19 protein-coding genes are annotated in these 15,119 nt (G+C 52.7%); 11 read left to right on the forward strand and 8 right to left on the reverse strand.

Features of this window, described 5'->3' with window-relative positions:
* Window positions 1-181: helix-turn-helix transcriptional regulator (locus tag HYU99_02370; protein ID MBI2339199.1), on the reverse strand; the 181-nt coding region annotated here is incomplete at its 3' end.
* A 608-nt stretch (window positions 182-789) separates the two neighbouring features.
* Between HYU99_02370 and HYU99_02375 the strand changes: the two genes are divergently transcribed.
* Window positions 790-1,161: a hypothetical protein gene (locus tag HYU99_02375; protein MBI2339200.1), complete on the forward strand. Its 372-nt coding sequence runs from the start codon at window positions 790-792 to the stop codon at window positions 1,159-1,161.
* Window positions 1,162-1,164: 3 nt separating this feature from the next.
* Here the strand turns inward: HYU99_02375 and HYU99_02380 are convergent, their stop codons facing one another.
* Genes HYU99_02380 through HYU99_02395 form a run of 4 tightly spaced genes read right to left on the reverse strand, consistent with a single transcriptional unit; the run spans window position 1,165 to window position 4,045 of the window.
* A complete protein-coding gene (locus HYU99_02380; protein MBI2339201.1) occupies window positions 1,165-1,929 on the reverse strand; it encodes a phosphoadenylyl-sulfate reductase in 765 nt (254 codons plus the stop codon).
* A gap of 7 nt (window positions 1,930-1,936) precedes the next feature.
* Entirely contained in the window at window positions 1,937-2,548 is a 612-nt protein-coding gene (gene cysC / locus HYU99_02385; GenBank protein ID MBI2339202.1) for an adenylyl-sulfate kinase, read from the reverse strand.
* Between the two features lie 40 nt (window positions 2,549-2,588).
* A complete protein-coding gene (locus HYU99_02390) occupies window positions 2,589-3,152 on the reverse strand; it encodes a restriction endonuclease (GenBank protein MBI2339203.1) in 564 nt (187 codons plus the stop codon).
* Window positions 3,149-4,045, reverse strand: a complete 897-nt coding sequence (locus HYU99_02395; protein ID MBI2339204.1) for a site-specific DNA-methyltransferase — start codon at window positions 4,043-4,045, stop codon at window positions 3,149-3,151. Before HYU99_02395 ends, HYU99_02390 begins: the two co-directional genes overlap by 4 nt.
* A gap of 435 nt (window positions 4,046-4,480) precedes the next feature.
* On the opposite strand from HYU99_02395, the gene HYU99_02400 reads away from it, so the two are divergent.
* The 3 genes from HYU99_02400 (at window position 4,481) to HYU99_02410 (ending at window position 6,767) form a co-directional block, all read left to right on the forward strand.
* Window positions 4,481-5,740 carry a competence/damage-inducible protein A gene (locus HYU99_02400; protein ID MBI2339205.1) on the forward strand — a complete coding sequence of 420 codons (1,260 nt, stop codon included), beginning with the start codon at window positions 4,481-4,483 and terminating at the stop codon, window positions 5,738-5,740.
* A gap of 142 nt (window positions 5,741-5,882) precedes the next feature.
* Window positions 5,883-6,245: a hypothetical protein gene (locus HYU99_02405; GenBank protein ID MBI2339206.1), complete on the forward strand. Its 363-nt coding sequence runs from the start codon at window positions 5,883-5,885 to the stop codon at window positions 6,243-6,245.
* 177 nt (window positions 6,246-6,422) lie between these two features.
* Window positions 6,423-6,767 (forward strand): hypothetical protein, encoded by a 345-nt coding sequence (locus HYU99_02410; protein ID MBI2339207.1) that lies wholly within the window; start codon window positions 6,423-6,425, stop codon window positions 6,765-6,767.
* Between the two features lie 46 nt (window positions 6,768-6,813).
* Here HYU99_02410 and HYU99_02415 read toward each other — a convergent pair whose 3' ends face one another.
* Window positions 6,814-6,957: a hypothetical protein gene (locus tag HYU99_02415; GenBank protein MBI2339208.1), complete on the reverse strand. Its 144-nt coding sequence runs from the start codon at window positions 6,955-6,957 to the stop codon at window positions 6,814-6,816.
* Between the two features lie 35 nt (window positions 6,958-6,992).
* Window positions 6,993-7,502, reverse strand: coding sequence for a hypothetical protein (locus HYU99_02420; protein MBI2339209.1), 510 nt, complete (start codon window positions 7,500-7,502; stop codon window positions 6,993-6,995).
* A 249-nt stretch (window positions 7,503-7,751) separates the two neighbouring features.
* Here HYU99_02420 and HYU99_02425 point away from each other — a divergent pair, with 249 nt between their 5' ends.
* From HYU99_02425 to HYU99_02440, 4 genes are all read left to right on the forward strand, one after another.
* On the forward strand, window positions 7,752-8,570 hold the full coding sequence (locus HYU99_02425) for a succinate dehydrogenase (protein MBI2339210.1): 819 nt from the start codon (window positions 7,752-7,754) through the stop codon (window positions 8,568-8,570).
* Complete coding sequence (locus HYU99_02430) at window positions 8,564-10,423, forward strand: fumarate reductase/succinate dehydrogenase flavoprotein subunit (GenBank protein ID MBI2339211.1); 1,860 nt, start codon at window positions 8,564-8,566, stop codon at window positions 10,421-10,423. Before HYU99_02425 ends, HYU99_02430 begins: the two co-directional genes overlap by 7 nt.
* Window positions 10,424-10,512: 89 nt before the next feature.
* Window positions 10,513-11,253: a succinate dehydrogenase/fumarate reductase iron-sulfur subunit gene (locus HYU99_02435; protein ID MBI2339212.1), complete on the forward strand. Its 741-nt coding sequence runs from the start codon at window positions 10,513-10,515 to the stop codon at window positions 11,251-11,253.
* A gap of 42 nt (window positions 11,254-11,295) precedes the next feature.
* Window positions 11,296-11,544: a hypothetical protein gene (locus HYU99_02440; protein MBI2339213.1), complete on the forward strand. Its 249-nt coding sequence runs from the start codon at window positions 11,296-11,298 to the stop codon at window positions 11,542-11,544.
* Window positions 11,545-11,623: 79 nt separating this feature from the next.
* On the opposite strand, the gene HYU99_02445 is transcribed toward HYU99_02440, so the two are convergent.
* Complete coding sequence (locus HYU99_02445) at window positions 11,624-11,872, reverse strand: hypothetical protein (GenBank protein ID MBI2339214.1); 249 nt, start codon at window positions 11,870-11,872, stop codon at window positions 11,624-11,626.
* Between the two features lie 103 nt (window positions 11,873-11,975).
* On the opposite strand from HYU99_02445, the gene icd reads away from it, so the two are divergent.
* The 3 genes from icd (at window position 11,976) to HYU99_02460 (ending at window position 14,960) form a co-directional block, all read left to right on the forward strand.
* Complete coding sequence (icd, locus tag HYU99_02450; GenBank protein MBI2339215.1) at window positions 11,976-13,238, forward strand: NADP-dependent isocitrate dehydrogenase; 1,263 nt, start codon at window positions 11,976-11,978, stop codon at window positions 13,236-13,238.
* A 61-nt stretch (window positions 13,239-13,299) separates the two neighbouring features.
* Entirely contained in the window at window positions 13,300-14,229 is a 930-nt protein-coding gene (gene mdh / locus HYU99_02455; GenBank protein ID MBI2339216.1) for a malate dehydrogenase, read from the forward strand.
* Between the two features lie 29 nt (window positions 14,230-14,258).
* A complete protein-coding gene (locus tag HYU99_02460) occupies window positions 14,259-14,960 on the forward strand; it encodes a succinate dehydrogenase (protein MBI2339217.1) in 702 nt (233 codons plus the stop codon).
* Window positions 14,961-15,119: the final 159 nt, after the last annotated feature.

Genomic DNA, 15,119 nt, shown 5'->3' on the forward strand with positions numbered 1-15,119 from the left:
CCGCCTCAAAGAAAAAAGAGATCGGTTGCCGGTAAAAATCGGCCAGTTTTTTCAATTCCGAAACGCGCAGTTCTCTGGACCCCTGTTCCATCTTGGACAGGACAGGTTGAGAAATCCCCACCCCTCTGGCGACCTCTTCCTGGGTCTTATTCTTCCGCCCCTCGCGTAAACGAGTCGCCAAAAAGGTTTTAACCCCTTCTTTTTGTAACTTATTGGAATCTAGTAACATATTTAATTCTAAAATAGAATATTCTATTTTAGAAAAACTGTCAATAGTCTTTTCCTCTGTTATTTTCCCTTTGACATTTCTGGGGGGGGGGGTAAGTAGACCAGCTTGTGGCCAAAAAGGGGGCGAAAGGGAGTCGGAAAATCACTTCTAGAACACAAATGAAAAGGGGTAATTAAGGAGGGTCTATGGATCCTATAAAAGCTCAGGTTCTTCTAAATGCATTACGTGTCATAGAAGAATATGAGTCTCCGGGTGGTGATGGTTATCTTCAGCGCCACCAAGAGAAATGGCCAACAACTGAGAGAGCATTTCCGGATCGTTTAGATCCAGAGATAGAGAGGTTACTTTCAGGCATATACCGTGAAAAGTGCCCAAAACAGGCCGGTACGTCTGATACAGGAAAGGCACTTAGGCAAAACCTTCGGCGGTGGGATGCGAGGCTTCGACAAGATTTGCCATATCCCGCCTTTGCAAGGGTAAAGGGATCCCCTTATAGAACTAAGTCTAGCCGGTTCGGGCCCGGGTGGCCCATTGAGACTAGGAGTGAAGTTTTGACAAGGATGGGGAACGACTATTCATCCTGGCTTGCTCAAGGAAACTGTACTCGTCTGACTTCCTTCTACTTTTCCGCCACCAGCCGTTGGAGAACTGGTGGTACCGGTGCAGATTCGTCGAAAAAGGGCGGCGAGCCTCAAAGCTTTTTTTCCATCGATGCCTGGCAGTGGTGGTCGCGGCAGGTGACCCTCGAACCCGAGGATCTTCCAGAGGCGATCATCGTCGCGGGGATGGCGTCGAGCGCGGCCCTTCAAGGGGTACGGAACTTTCTGGCGCCGGCCGTTTCAACCGCCGCGCAAACAGCCGAGGCGGCTCTGGGGCTTCTTTTCATCCGCGTGCCGGAAGATTCAATCCCCTCGCGGCCGGATTCGGCGTAGGCCCTACACCTCATCCTCATGTTTCCGTTCGGTGTGCAGGCCGCATTCCTTGTCGGCATCCACGGCGTTAAACCAGCGCCATCGACCGGCCCGGCGGGGTTCATTAGGTCCAATAGGAGTGGTACAAATCACACAGCCGAGCGATTCGTAATACCAGCCGTCCTTTTTCCATTCGAGCAGTTTGTGGACCGGGACGCCGTTTTTTGCGGCGTAGTCCCGTAATTTCTCCTCCGTCCAATCCACCAGCGGGGCGACTTTCAGAATCGGATGCTTGTCCTGCGGATGGGCCATGATCTCAAAGCGCCTGGTCCTGGCGCGGGAGGCGGATTGGTCGACGCGCAATCCGGTCAGCCAGACATCCACGCTTTTCAACACCTCGTCGTTGGGTTCCACCTTCCGCAGATGACAGCACAACTCCTGCTTTTTTTTGCTGTCGAAAAAAAGGTATTCCCCGTGCTCTTTCACCATCGCGGTGATTTTGGCGGGGTCGGGCTTGATCCGTTCCACCCTGATCGCATATTTTTTTTCAATGGCATCGAAGAGTTCATAGGTTTCCTTGAAGAGGCGAAGGGTGTCGATGGTAAAGACGCGCGGTTTGACACCTGCCTTGACGGCCAGATCCACCATCACCGTCCCGGTCAACTGGCCGCTCGTGCCGATGGCGGCGCGCTTTCCAAACCGTTTGAAAATCTCGCCAATCAGTTCCTGCGGATCGACGATTTTGTCCACGTCGGAAACCAACGCCTCGTTAACAGGAGGGGTTTTCATTTATATTTTAGATTATCCCGTTTTTCTGGAGTAAATCAAGGACCCGGCGGGTGCTTTCTTCGAGAGTTTCTTTTTCGGTGTGCAGAACGAGTTCCGGGCTCGTCGGGGCCTCGTAGGGGGCGGAGATGCCGGTAAACTCGGGGATCAATCCTTCGCGCGCCTTTTTGTAGAGCCCCTTTGTGTCCCTTTTTTCACAGACTTCCAGTGAGGCCTCGCAGTGGATCTCGAAAAATTGCCCCTGCGGAACCAGCGCGCGGGCGACATTGCGGTCTTCTTTATAGGGGGAGATAAAGGCGGTGAGGGCGATCACATTGGCCTCGCAAAACAACTTCGCCACCTCGCCGATTCGGCGGATGTTTTCTTTCCGGTCGTCCGGAGAAAAACCGAGGTTTTTGTTCAAGCCATGGCGGATGTTGTCGCCGTCCAAAACGGAGGCATTTTTGCCGTTTTCCACCAGCGCCAGTTCCACCTCGCGGGCCACGGTCGATTTTCCGGAACCCGACAGGCCGGTAAACCAGACCACCGCCCCTTTTTGTCCCAGATTTTTTTCGCGATCGGCCGCGTTAAGTTTTCCATGATGCCAATAGATGTGTTTGCTTTTCGGTTGTGCTTGATTCATATGAATTTTGTTCTCCAGTGAGGCCGGTGGCGCCCTAAATTCAAGCGTCGATGCCGAGGATCAGCACCGGAATGTCAATGTTGGACACGCCACGCTTTTCGAGATCCCATACAAACTGTTCAAAGTAGCTCACGCCGCTACTCATTTCGTCGGCCAGAGCTTTAACCGGTACGATCTCAATACCGGTGTCGATGTGACCAAGATTGCTGAAAATGGTCATCTTGGCGGCAACGTTGTAGACCATAAACGAGTATTTCCCAAACTGTACTTCCAGACCGAGTTTGCGCTTTACAAAGTCCATTTCGCGGAAAGCACCCTTGTGTAGTTTCTTTGGGGCGTAGCCGTCGGCGTAAAAACGGGTTGGGTAATCGCAGGGTATGCGAACTGGTTTCCATCCACGAAACTGCCGCTTAAACTGCTCATTCAACTTTACCGGGGAATAGAGAATCTGTCCCGGCATGGTAACTTCCTTACTTTTCTTCGTTTTGCACTTTGAGGCATTAATGCTTGAAATTGTCGCCTCAACCTCTTTTAGCAAATCGGCATACTTGCTCCGGACAACCTTTTCACCGTCATTGAAGGAATAGAGTCCGGCGACCTTCATTTGTCACCCTGGTTCCGCATCCATTCCATCGGAATTTGGGCAACCTTTTCCCTCCCAGTGGGCTGAAACACCGGTTTGCCAAGTGGTCGATAAGGGAGTGTGCCATCGTGTAGTTGCTGAACACGCTTTTTCGCTTCTTCAATATAGGCCGCCTCCTTGTCAATACCCATTGCGCGTCGATTATGCCGCAGGGCCGCAAGGATGGCTGAAGCCACCCCGCTGAATGGATCCAAAACCAGGTCTCCCTCATTGGTAAAGGCCAACACACAACGTTCAACCAGTTCTATCGGAAATTGACATGGATGGATTGTCTTTTCAGGATGGTTGGCTTTCACATTTGGAATATTCCAAAGCCCTATTTCCCATTCCCGTAACATCAGTTTCCATACATCGCCGGGATTTTTGCCAAGCGGATTTCCGCTTGGTTTGCCGTAATTGGAGCCCGGCCGGAAATTTGTTTTACCAGGATACTTGGAGGGAACACGAATCGAATCAAGATTGAACGTGTAGTCCTCTCCCTTCGTGAACCAAAGAAGCGTCTCGTATCTTCCTGAAAATCTTACGGAACAGTGCAAACCATGCTCGAAATGCCATACAATACGGTTGCGCAGCTGTAGACCGAGATCTTTGAAGATCGGGTAAAAGAAAGCGTCCAACGGGAATACCTCACTGTGTTCGACATAGTTGCCAACCTGCCAGCACAACGAACCGCCCATAGCCAGAACTCTGGTCAATTCAGTCAGAATAGGACGAAGTGAATCCAGGTAATGACACAGTTCTTCGCGGGCTTCGTACTCCTTTCCGATGTTGTACGGCGGAGAAGAAATCACCAGTTTGACACAACCATCGGGCATTCCCAGCAACGTTTCAAGTGTATCACCCTGCGCAAGCATAATCTCCGCTTCAGGATTAAAGGTATCGGAAATAACCGTTTGAGCATTCAGTCTGAATAAATTTGTGCGCATAGCCGTAGCCGTTTCTATTTCTTCTGTTGCGGACTGTCAATGTTTTCTGTTACACGGTCTTAGCAATTCAATCTCGGTGTCTACTTTCGGTTCCATCGGAACTCGCGGTCTATTTAATCGCCACTCTAGCTGTTGGTAGGGGCTCAGCTTGTTCCGGTTGGCGATATTGCATTAAGGTTCGCTCAAGCAGCCGATGGAACCTCAAGGCATCCACTCGAGACTGAATTGTTACACGATCAAGGCCCCGGCAATATTTTTTATGGAGTAATTTTGTTCCCCGTCCGCGGGGCACGAACCGAACAAACAGGCGTCAGCTGACTTGCAAAATTACGTAACAAAAAATATTGCCGGGGCCCAAGCCTTATGACTACCGAAATTATTACCATTGGCGACGAAATTCTTTCCGGAAACGTGGTGGATACCAATACCGCGTATCTCGCCGACCAGCTCTGGCTGAAAGGAATTGAAGTTGCCTACCACACCGCCGTCCGCGACGACGCGGCAAAAATCAGGGAGGCCCTTTTGCATTCAGCGACCCGCGCCGAGCTGGTTTTGGTCTCCGGCGGCCTGGGGCCGACCTCCGACGATTTTACCATCGAGGTGGCGGCCAAGGCGTTCAAGAAGAAACTGGTTATCGACTCGGCATATGTCCACTATCTGGAAAATCTCTTCAAACAATGGGGGCGGCCTCTTGCCGAAAACAGCAAAAAACAGGCCTATGTGCCGCAAGGGGCCAAAACGTTTCACAATCGGGTGGGCACCGCCCCGGGGATCGGCGTCAAGTTCAAAAAGACGCAATTCTATTTCATGCCGGGGGTCCCCAAGGAATTAAAACAGCTCTTCCACGATTTTATTCTCCCCGAAATTATCGCCGCGCGGAAAAAGGCGCTAGTCTTTGAAAGCAAAATGCTCAAATGCTTCGGCACCGCCGAGGCCGCATTGGATGCGGCGCTCAAGGATATGTATGTGAATCGCGTTGATATCGAGAATGTCCGGATAGGCTTCAGGGCCCATTTTCCCGAAACGTTCATCAAACTTTCGGCCTGGGATAAAAACGGAGACCAGGCCAGAAAGAGGCTCCATGATGTGGAGGCGAAAATTCGGGACCGGATCGGAAAATATATTTACGGCGAGGGAGACGACACGCTCGAGGGGGTTGTCGGGGCGCTGTTGGCAAAAAAGAAACAGACACTGGCGGTGGCGGAGTCGTGCACCGGCGGATTGGCGGCACACCGGATCACCAATGTGCCGGGGGCGAGCAAATATTTTCTGGGCGGGGTCGTGAGCTACAGCAACGAATCCAAGACGGCGGTTCTCGGCGTTTCGCCTGACACGCTTAAAAAACATGGCGCAGTCAGCTCCCAATGCGCCATTGAAATGGCCCAGGGAGTCCGCCGGGTGACGAAGGCCGATTATGCGGTTTCCATTACCGGCATTGCGGGGCCCGCGGGAGGGACCACCGACAAGCCGGTCGGGACCTTTCATGTGGCGCTGGTCAATCATTCCGGCAACTGGGAGAAGAAGTTTTTCTTTCCGGTCAACCGCGAGTGGTTCAAGCTGATCGCCTCATCGGTGGCGCTGGAGCGCGTCCGCCGGGCTTTGCTGGGCCTGCCGGTCTCGTAAAGTGCGGGCAGTAAATTTTCGATACGATATTGCTCTTGACAATATACCATTAATGGTATAATAATTTATGCAGGTGAAATGGACGGTCGAGGTCCTCTACGTCGGGCACAAGAAGGATGTGCCTTATTGAGGGGAGGCGGTTATGAAAAAAATTACGGTGAGTACCGATCTGGGGATGGTCAGCGTTTATCCCCTGCTGAAATTGAACCGTCATTTGATTCAAAAAATTCAGAAGTCGCTTAAGCGGACCATGCATGCCCTCAAGGAGGGAGAATATGATGCGGCAGATGGTGTTATTGAGGCCCTGAAGAGAAAAGATCCTCTCGTTGGCACGCCATCCGGAGCGCTGACCGGTTATCGGTTTCGGTTGAATATGACCCACAAGCAACTTTCAAGGGAAACCGGCATTCCTCAACCGCCCATNAAGGGAAAACGACCCATTGGACTTAGTTCCGCCAAAAAGATCGCCCAAGCGCTTAAAATTGACTATCATAAACTGGTCTGATTCGCCGACCGTCTCAACTCACTGGAATTATTGGCCAATTTTAATCATTTTTTTTGAAAAAACCACGCAACTTTTTTTGGCGATTGCCGATAACAGTAAGAGTCTGCTATGACACGTACAGATAGCGGTTCTCGGGGTGACAGATAAAATAATTTTTTTTGAGAAAGGAAAAAGAATATGGGCAACACATCCATTGATCCAAATGCAGTTTCTAACTGCGCTTATGAAACGGATCGCTATACCTCACTCAATGGGGATCAGATTACGCGGTTATGTGGTGGAGTGAAAACCGGGGAAGAGTCTTTGGCGGTTCAAAACTGCGCTTATGAAACGGATCGCTATACCTCGCTGGATGGGGAGCAAATTGCACAGTTGTGTGGAGGAGAGCCATCACAACCGATTGATGCGATATCAGCCGCACCAACACCTACCGTTGTAAAAGTCAAAAAAATGAATATTTTTAACACGCTTATATTCTTTGGGAAGAACCAGTCCGCCGAGCAGGAACAGCCGGTTAAGTAAAACCCCAACGGGGTTATGGAATAAAGCCGTGAGCGAAAACCGTTGGCTACTTCCACGCCGGGGGACCTCGCCGCCCCGCCATGCGGCGAACCGAAGCGGCCATTTTCTGGAGCTGAAGGAGAATCTCGATTTTTTGTTCGAAGGGGAGTTTGGCCAGAGAAAGACGCCGGGCGTTTTTTTTCTTGAGCAACCGTGTGAAAATTTTCTGTTGGGGCGAGCGGCGCCTCATATTTTTGCCTTTTTCTTCACTTCATTCCATTTTGCCGTCAGATTGTGTTTTTTCAGAATGCCGGTCAGCAAGTTTCCGTCGATTCTTGTCTGCTTAATCAGTTGAACAACCCGCTCTTGATCCTTAAGCCTCCCTGTTTGAAGGGCAATGGCCAGCAGATGTTCCGGACGAATGACTTTCGTGAGGACCTTTTTGTATTTGGCGGCCCGGGCCTTTTTTACCGCCTCCTCGATCAAGGTATTATAAGCGGGAATCAATTGCACGGGAATCCCTTCGATCAAAATATGTTCCTGGCGCGCGGCATAACCCTTTTTTTTCAGGAATTCATAAATGGGCGAAAGGGTCATCAGCTTTTCGGATGAGGGGGGAAGGAAGACAAAAACATCCAGATCGTAGGTTAAAACCGGTTCGGCATAAAAGAGGAAGGCAACAGCTCCGCCAAGCGCATAGCCGGTGATCAACCCTTCTTTTTCCAATTCGTTGAGAATATGAACGACTTTTTCCATTATATTTGGGGCCCTTTCGGCCCGGTTGATGCTACTCGCGTTTATCTATTTCGGGCCTCAAACGGCCCCAAACCCCGCGCGAATCACCGGCAAAGCCGGATGATTCGCTTTGGTTTGACTTTAGCAGAATGCTTTTCCCGGTCAAAGGTTTAAACACCTAACCTGACGCAAATCATCTAATTTTCCCTTGACCCTGTTTCCCCCGTCGATTATTTCATGCCCCACCCTATGCAGTCCTCAAGCGCCTCCATGGGTGGCCACGCCACTGGTGGCCATTCCATCGGATTCGCAAAAACCTTTCGCACCGATCGCTGGTGGGTGGGGCCTGTCTTAACTTTTTTGGGTCTCGCGGGTTTTGTTGTCTATTCCACCTGGGCCGCCTTTCAGGGGGACCATTATTTTTACGGATCGTATCTTTCCCCGTTTTATTCGCCGCTTTTGTTCATTAACCCGAACGTTCCCGGTGCCGCGCCCCTGGCGCATGCCTGGTTCGGGGTCTACCCCGGCTGGTGGCCGGCCTTCATTCCGCAGTCGCCGGCCTTTCTCATTCTGGCCTTTCCCGGCTCGTTCCGGTTTACCTGCTACTATTACCGCAAGGCCTACTATCGCTCCTTTGCCGGCACGCCGCCCGGGTGCGCCGTCGGTCCGTTCCCGCGCAAAAATTACAAAGGGGAGACATTCCTGCTCTTGTTTCAGAACCTCCACCGCTATGCCCTCTACTTTGCCCTCCTTTTTATTTTGATCCTCTATTACGACGCCTTTCAATCCTTCTTCCGTGACGGAAAATTCGGCGTCGGTGTCGGGAGTCTCGTTCTCCTTTTGAACGCCACTTTTCTGGCCTGCTATACGTTCGGTTGTCATTCGTGGCGCCATCTCGTCGGCGGCAGGCTCGACTGTTTTTCGTGTGATGGGGTAAGCAAAATGCGGCACGGCATCTGGAAGAGGGTCACTTTCCTGAATGAACGGCACATGCTGTTTGCCTGGGTCTCGCTTTTCTGGGTCGGTTTTTCCGATTTTTATGTCCGGATGGTGTCGATGGGAATTTGGAAAGATTTCAGCACATGGTAAACGTCAGGGAAATTCAAACATTCGAACATGACGTGATCGTCGTTGGCGCCGGAGGGGCGGGACTTCGTGCGGCGATCGAGTGCGCCAAGCAGGGCCTCTCGACCGGGGTTGTCTGCAAATCCCTCTTGGGCAAGGCCCACACGGTGATGGCCGAAGGGGGGATGGCGGCGGCGATGGGGAATGTGGATGCGCGCGACAACTGGAAAATCCACTTCCGCGACACGATGCGCGGCGGAAAATTTTTGAACCAATGGCGGATGGCGGAACTCCACGCCAGGCAGGCGCCCGACCGCGTGCGGGAGTTGGAAGAATGGGGGGCGGTTTTTGACCGGACAAAAGAGGGGCTCATCAGTCAGAGGAACTTCGGCGGGCATCGGTATCCGCGTCTGGCGCATGTCGGCGATCGGACCGGTCTGGAGCTCATCCGTACCCTTCAGGATTATGCCGTTCATCAAGGGATAAAGGTCTATATGGAATGCACGGCGCTGGATCTGTTGAAGGAGGGTGACTCCGCCTCCGCCAAGGCTTCGGCGGACAGGCGCGTTTCGGGGCTCGTGGGTTATTTCCGCGAAACCGGCCGCTTTGTGGTTTTTAAAGCCAAGGCGGTGATCTTTGCCACCGGCGGCGCGGGCAAGGCGTGGCAGGTGACCTCCAACTCGTGGGAATATTCGGGCGACGGCTACGGAATGGCGTATGAGGCCGGGGCCGAGTTGATGGACATGGAGTTCACCCAGTTTCATCCCACCGGAATGGTGTGGCCTCCCTCCGTTCGCGGGCTGTTGGTGACCGAGGGGGTTCGCGGCGACGGCGGCATTTTGCAAAACAACAAGGGGGAGCGGTTCATGTTCAACTATATTCCCCCCAAATTTGCCCCCGAAACGGCCGACACGGTGCAGGAGGCTGATTGCTGGCTTAAAGGGGATAAGTCGGCACGGCGCCCCCCGGAGCTTTTGACGCGCGACGTGGTGGCGCGCGCGATTACAAAAGAGGTCAACGAGGGGCGCGGGTCCCCCCACGGCGGCGTCTTTTTGGATATCGCCTCGCGCCTGCCGGCCGAGGTCATCAAAAAGAAGCTCCCCTCCATGTACCATCAGTTCATGGAACTGGGGGAGCTCGACATCACAAAAACGCCGATGGAGGTCGGGCCCACGCTCCACTACTTCATGGGGGGAATCCGTGTCGATCCTGATACCCAGCAGACCACCGTTCCCGGCCTCTTTGCCTGCGGTGAGTGTTCCGCCGGGATGCATGGGGCCAACCGTCTTGGGGGAAATTCCCTCTCCGACCTTGTGGTCTTTGGCAGGCTGGCCGGTCTGGGGGCCACAGGCCTGATCCGGTCGATGAAAATGCCCCCCAAAATTTCGGAGGAACAGGTGTTATCGATCATGAAACGGGCGACCGGAATTTTAAACCGCGAAAAAGGGACAAACCCCTATCTGGTTCATGAAGATCTGCAAAAGGCGATGCAGAGGTATGTGGGGATTGTCCGGACCCAAGAGGAATTAACGACTGCACTCAGGGAGCTTGAACGAATCAATGTCGATGCCGCACAGGTGAAGGCCGAGGGGACGAGCCAGTACAATGCCGGTTGGCACAAGGCGCTCGATTTGCGCAATCTCCTCATTTCATCCGAAGCGGTAACCCGCGCGGCTCTGATGCGTCAGGAAAGCCGTGGGGGGCATACGCGTCTGGATCATCCGGGGGAACAGGACGAATGGGTGAAAGTCAATATTGTGATTAAAAAAGGGGCGGACGGTATGGAGGTGAGAAAAGTGGAACGGGCCGAACCGCCGGAGGAATTGAAAAAGATTGCGACGGCGAAGATTGAAGATTTGGAGGCGGGAAGAGGTTAGAGTGCATACGTTTTTTACGTGCGTACGTTTTGTACGTTAAAAATGGAAGAACGTATTAAACGTATGAACGTATGCACGTATGAACGTCAATGGCGAAGCGAAAATTCAACATCTGGCGCGGGGATAAAAGCGGCGGCGATTTTGTCGAGTACCGAACGGAAATCACGCCGGGCATGGTGGTCCTCGATGCCATCCACCAGATTCAGGCGGAATCGGCCGGCGATTTGGCCTGCCGCTGGAACTGCAAGGCGGGCAAATGCGGTTCCTGCAGTATGGAGATAAACGGCAAGCCGAAATTAAGTTGTATGACGCGGATGAATATCTTTGGCTCCGACGAAACCATAACAGTCCAGCCGCTCAAGACCTTTCCGGTCATCAAAGATCTCGTTACCGATGTTTCGTGGAATTATCGTCAAAAGGAGAAGATTGTTCCGTTCAAGCCGAAGCCGCGCGATCCGGACGGGAATTACCGGATGATGCAGGAGGATGTCGACCGGGCCCAGGAATTCAGAAAATGCATTGAATGTTTTCTCTGCCAAGATGTCTGTCACGTTTTGCGCGATCAAGGCGGAAAAGATCAGTTTGTCGGTCCGAGGTTCATGATTTTTCTGGCCCAGCTCGAGATGAACCCGCTCGATACGGCCGACCGGATCCCCGCCATCCGGAAAGAGTTCGGTTCGGGCTTGTGCAACATCACCCGTTGTTGTACGGAAGTTTGTCCCGAACATATCAATATCACCGACAACGGGATTATTCCGTTGAAAGAACGGGTGGTGGACCGGTATTTCGATCCGGTGCTTTGGCTGAAACGCAAAATTTTTGGAGCGTGAATGACATTGCGGCTTGTTTGAAAGAGTGTTAATCTAAAAAAAATGGCCCAGAGAATAAAAAAGAAGCAACGGCTGGCCCAATTGCAGTGGGCACGCTGGATCCGTCGATATCCCGGACGTTATCTCGCTGTGGTCGACGGTAAAGTATTGGCCGTTGGCCGCTCCCGGCTTGCCGCATTCAAAAAAATAGAAAAGAAAGTCCCTCAGAACAAAGAGGTGGGATTGTTTTATATTCCCACTCCAAATCAATACCCGATGCTTCTCCATGCGATTTCCCTACCGAGAAATTGAACCTGGAAAATACGGGCCGATAGTCGATGTGAGGCTCATGGGGCCGTCTCGTGTTTTCCGTTTTGAAGTTTTTGTGGATTCAGGCGCCGATTTCAGTATTTTTGACGTTCATTCGGCGGCTATTATCGGCCTCAAATATCAAGCGGGCGAAAAAATCCCCGTAACCGTTGGAGATGGCGATCGAATTACCGTTTACCGACACATATTGCCGGTCTGGTTTGCCGGTTGCCGTTTTTCGGCGCCAATATGTTTTTCTCCAGGCCTTGGCTCCGGTTTCAACCTGTTGGGACGCACCGGTTTTTTCCAGCGATTCCGTATTTGCTTTCACGAGAGCAAACGATTCATTTCAGTTCAGAATGTCCGGTTGTAGCTTCAAAGATCCAAATTTCACTTGACCCCTTTGGCTCCCCTCGGCTACTCCTCTCGCCATTATGACTTATTCTTCTCATTTGAATCCCCCAAAGCAAGGCTCAAAAATCACCATCCAAAAAGGAATTCTCAAGGTCCCCAACGATCCGATCATCCCGTTCATCGAAGGGGACGGAACCGGCCCCGACATCTGGAACGCCTCGGTGATTGTTTTCGACGCGGCGGTGAAGAAGGCCTACGGCGGAAAACGAAAAATAAACTGGTTTGAAGTCTACGCCGGGGAAAAGGCCAAAAAGGTTTACGGCGACAAATGCCCCCCGAATTTTCTCCCGGACGAAACAACCGATGTGATCAAGGAGTATCTTGTCGCCATCAAAGGGCCGCTCACCACGCCGGTCGGCGAAGGGGTCCGAAGCCTGAACGTGGCCCTTCGCCAGATTCTCGATCTCTATGTCTGCCTCCGCCCGGTCCGTTATTTCAAAGGGACCCCCTCGCCGGTGAAAAACCCCGAAAAGATCAACATGGTCATCTTCCGCGAAAATACGGAGGACATTTATGCCGGGATCGAGTGGGCCGCCAAATCGGCCGAGGCGCGAAAGCTGATCGGCTGGTTGCAGACGGAGTTGGGGGTGAAAAAAATCCGTTTCCCCGAAACCTCCGGCATCGGCATCAAGCCGGTTTCCGAAGAGGGGACAAAACGTCTGGTGCGGGCGGCCATCAAGTATGCCGTCTCCCACAAACGGCGGAGCGTGACCTTTATCCATAAAGGGAACATCATGAAGTTCACCGAAGGGGCCTTTCGGAATTGGGGTTACGAGTTGGCGCGGGATGAGTTCCGCGATCAAACCGTCTCGTGGGAAGAATGCAAGGGGAAGGTTCCCGCCGGAAAAATTCTCATTCAAGATGTGATCGCCGACGCGTTCCTCCAGCAGATTCTCACCCGTCCGGATGAATATGATGTGATTGCAACCCTCAACTTGAATGGCGACTATATCTCCGATGCGCTGGCGGCGCAGGTCGGTGGCATCGGCATTGCCCCCGGCGGGAATATCAACTATGTCACCGGCCGCGCCATTTTCGAGGCGACCCACGGCACCGCCCCGAAGTACGCGGGTCTTGACAAAGTCAACCCCGGCTCGGTGATTCTTTCCGGAGTGATGATGCTGGAATTCATGGGGTGGCAGGAGGCGGCCGATTTGATCGTCAAGGCGCTTGAAAAAACCATTTCCAACAAGACGGTCACGTATGATTTTGAGCGATTGATGCAGGGGGCAAAATTGTTGAAATGTTCGGAATTTGGGAAGGAAATAATCAAGAATATGTAGGGGCGCAATTTATTGCGCCCGCAATTGTCCGGGCGTGATAAATCACGCCCCTACGGAGAAAATTATGCGCAAAAAAATATCCCTGATCGGCGCCGGAAACATCGGCGGTGTTTTGGCGCAGTTGATCACGCAGAAAGAACTGGGCGACGTTGTCCTGTTCGATGTTGTTGAGGGGCTCCCGCAGGGGAAATGCCTCGATATCTGGGAGGCCGCTCCCGTGATCGGCTCGGGCGTCCGGCTCAAAGGGGTGCAGGACTACAAAGAGATCGAGGGATCCGATGTGGTGATCGTCACCGCCGGACTGGCCCGCAAACCGGGGATGAGCCGCGACGATCTTTTGGCCAAAAATCTCGAAATCATGAAATCGGTGGCGACCGGCATCAAACAGCATGCCCCGAAGGCCTTTGTTGTTGTGATCTCCAATCCTCTCGATGCGATGGTCTACACGATGAAAAAAATCACCGGTTTTCCCAAGTCCCGCGTTGTTGGAATGGCGGGAGTCTTGGATTCCGCCCGTTTCCGCGCCTTTACTGCCGAGGCTCTTGGCATCAATGTCAGGGATGTGACCGCGCTGGTGCTGGGGGGGCATGGCGACGACATGGTGCCGCTGATTCGCTTTTGCACCGTGAATGGGGTGCCGATCAGCGAATTTCTTTCGAAAGAAAAAATCGAGGCGATTGTCCAGCGGACCCGGATGGCCGGAGGTGAGGTTGTTGCGCTCTTGAAGACCGGAAGCGCCTTTTTCTCCCCGGCGGTTTGCGCCATTGAAATGGCGGAGAGTTATTTGAAGGATCAAAAGCGGGTTTTGGCCTGCGCCGCCTTTCTGGAAGGGGAATACGGCGTGAACGGCTATTATGTCGGTGTCCCGGCGGTCATCGGCGCCAATGGTGTGGAACGTGTGATCGAGGTCAAACTCAATGCAGACGAGCAAAAGCTCTTCGACGAGTCGGTCGGCCACGTCAAAAAATTAGTCGAGGAAATCAAGTTGTAAAATGCGGCGAATCGCCGTATCTTCCGCCCGTGGAAAACGGAAAACTTCCCGCCCATTTTCTGGCGCGCCGCATTCATTCTCTTTCGGGCATCATCCCCATCGGCGCCTTTCTGCTGGTTCATACATACACCAATTCAAAATCGTTGGCCCCCGACGGAGTTGCCCTCTACAACGGGGCCATCAAGTCGTTTTCCGAAATCCCCTTTCTGGTATTCCTGGAAATCGTCTTTGTCTATTTGCCGATTCTCTTTCATGCCGGATACGGTTTTGTCATCCTTTATCAGGGAAAAAGCAATGTGACCCGCTACGGCTCTGAAGCGAATATCCGCTACACCCTCCAGCGGATTACCGGGATGCTCGCCCTTGTCTTTATTGGCTATCATGTCTATGCCACCCGCTGGACCGCCCTTTTTACCGGCCAGCCGATGGAATATCTCTGGATGGTCCGGATGTTCGAAACGCCATGGAAGGTCTGGTTTTATCTGGCCGGCACGACGGCTGTCTGTTTTCATTTTGCCAACGGACTCTGGACCTTTTTGATTGTCTGGGGGATTACCGTCTCTCGCCATTCCCAGCGGGTGGCCCTTTATGCCTGCATGGCGGTTTTTGCCGGTTTAAGCGTTGTCAATCTCCTGATGATTGCCAATTTCACCTATTACCATCAGCCGGCGCCGGTCTGGATTGCGGCGATACTGGGGTTTGTAAAAATGTTTTTGTTTCGGGGAGTATGAAGAGCGACAATTCAGTCTTGAGTGTTTTCTTTCGGTTTTGTCGGAACTCGCGGGTTATCACAGGGGCTCGCGTCGCCCCCTCCACCGGCAAAGCCGGATGGAGCCTCCCCCTCTCGCTCGCTTTGCTCGCTGGTGAGCGAGCGACGGATTTATTCCGCG

The organism is Deltaproteobacteria bacterium, from assembly GCA_016183175.1.
Taxonomy (GTDB): Bacteria; UBA10199; UBA10199; order UBA10199; family SBBF01; genus JACPFC01.

Excerpts from the sequence above, each read along its gene's own strand:
- HYU99_02375 (MBI2339200.1), top strand. The coding sequence starts at position 790 with ATGGGGAACGACTATTCATCCTGGCTTGCTCAAGGAAACTGTACTCGT.
- HYU99_02380 (MBI2339201.1), bottom strand. The coding sequence starts at position 1,929 with ATGAAAACCCCTCCTGTTAACGAGGCGTTGGTTTCCGACGTGGACAAA.
- cysC (MBI2339202.1), bottom strand. The coding sequence starts at position 2,548 with ATGAATCAAGCACAACCGAAAAGCAAACACATCTATTGGCATCATGGA.
- HYU99_02390 (MBI2339203.1), bottom strand. The coding sequence starts at position 3,152 with ATGAAGGTCGCCGGACTCTATTCCTTCAATGACGGTGAAAAGGTTGTC.
- HYU99_02395 (MBI2339204.1), bottom strand. The coding sequence starts at position 4,045 with ATGCTTGCGCAGGGTGATACACTTGAAACGTTGCTGGGAATGCCCGAT.
- HYU99_02400 (MBI2339205.1), top strand. The coding sequence starts at position 4,481 with ATGACTACCGAAATTATTACCATTGGCGACGAAATTCTTTCCGGAAAC.
- HYU99_02410 (MBI2339207.1), top strand. The coding sequence starts at position 6,423 with ATGGGCAACACATCCATTGATCCAAATGCAGTTTCTAACTGCGCTTAT.
- HYU99_02420 (MBI2339209.1), bottom strand. The coding sequence starts at position 7,502 with ATGGAAAAAGTCGTTCATATTCTCAACGAATTGGAAAAAGAAGGGTTG.
- HYU99_02425 (MBI2339210.1), top strand. The coding sequence starts at position 7,752 with ATGGGTGGCCACGCCACTGGTGGCCATTCCATCGGATTCGCAAAAACC.
- HYU99_02430 (MBI2339211.1), top strand. The coding sequence starts at position 8,564 with ATGGTAAACGTCAGGGAAATTCAAACATTCGAACATGACGTGATCGTC.
- HYU99_02435 (MBI2339212.1), top strand. The coding sequence starts at position 10,513 with ATGGCGAAGCGAAAATTCAACATCTGGCGCGGGGATAAAAGCGGCGGC.
- HYU99_02440 (MBI2339213.1), top strand. The coding sequence starts at position 11,296 with ATGGCCCAGAGAATAAAAAAGAAGCAACGGCTGGCCCAATTGCAGTGG.
- icd (MBI2339215.1), top strand. The coding sequence starts at position 11,976 with ATGACTTATTCTTCTCATTTGAATCCCCCAAAGCAAGGCTCAAAAATC.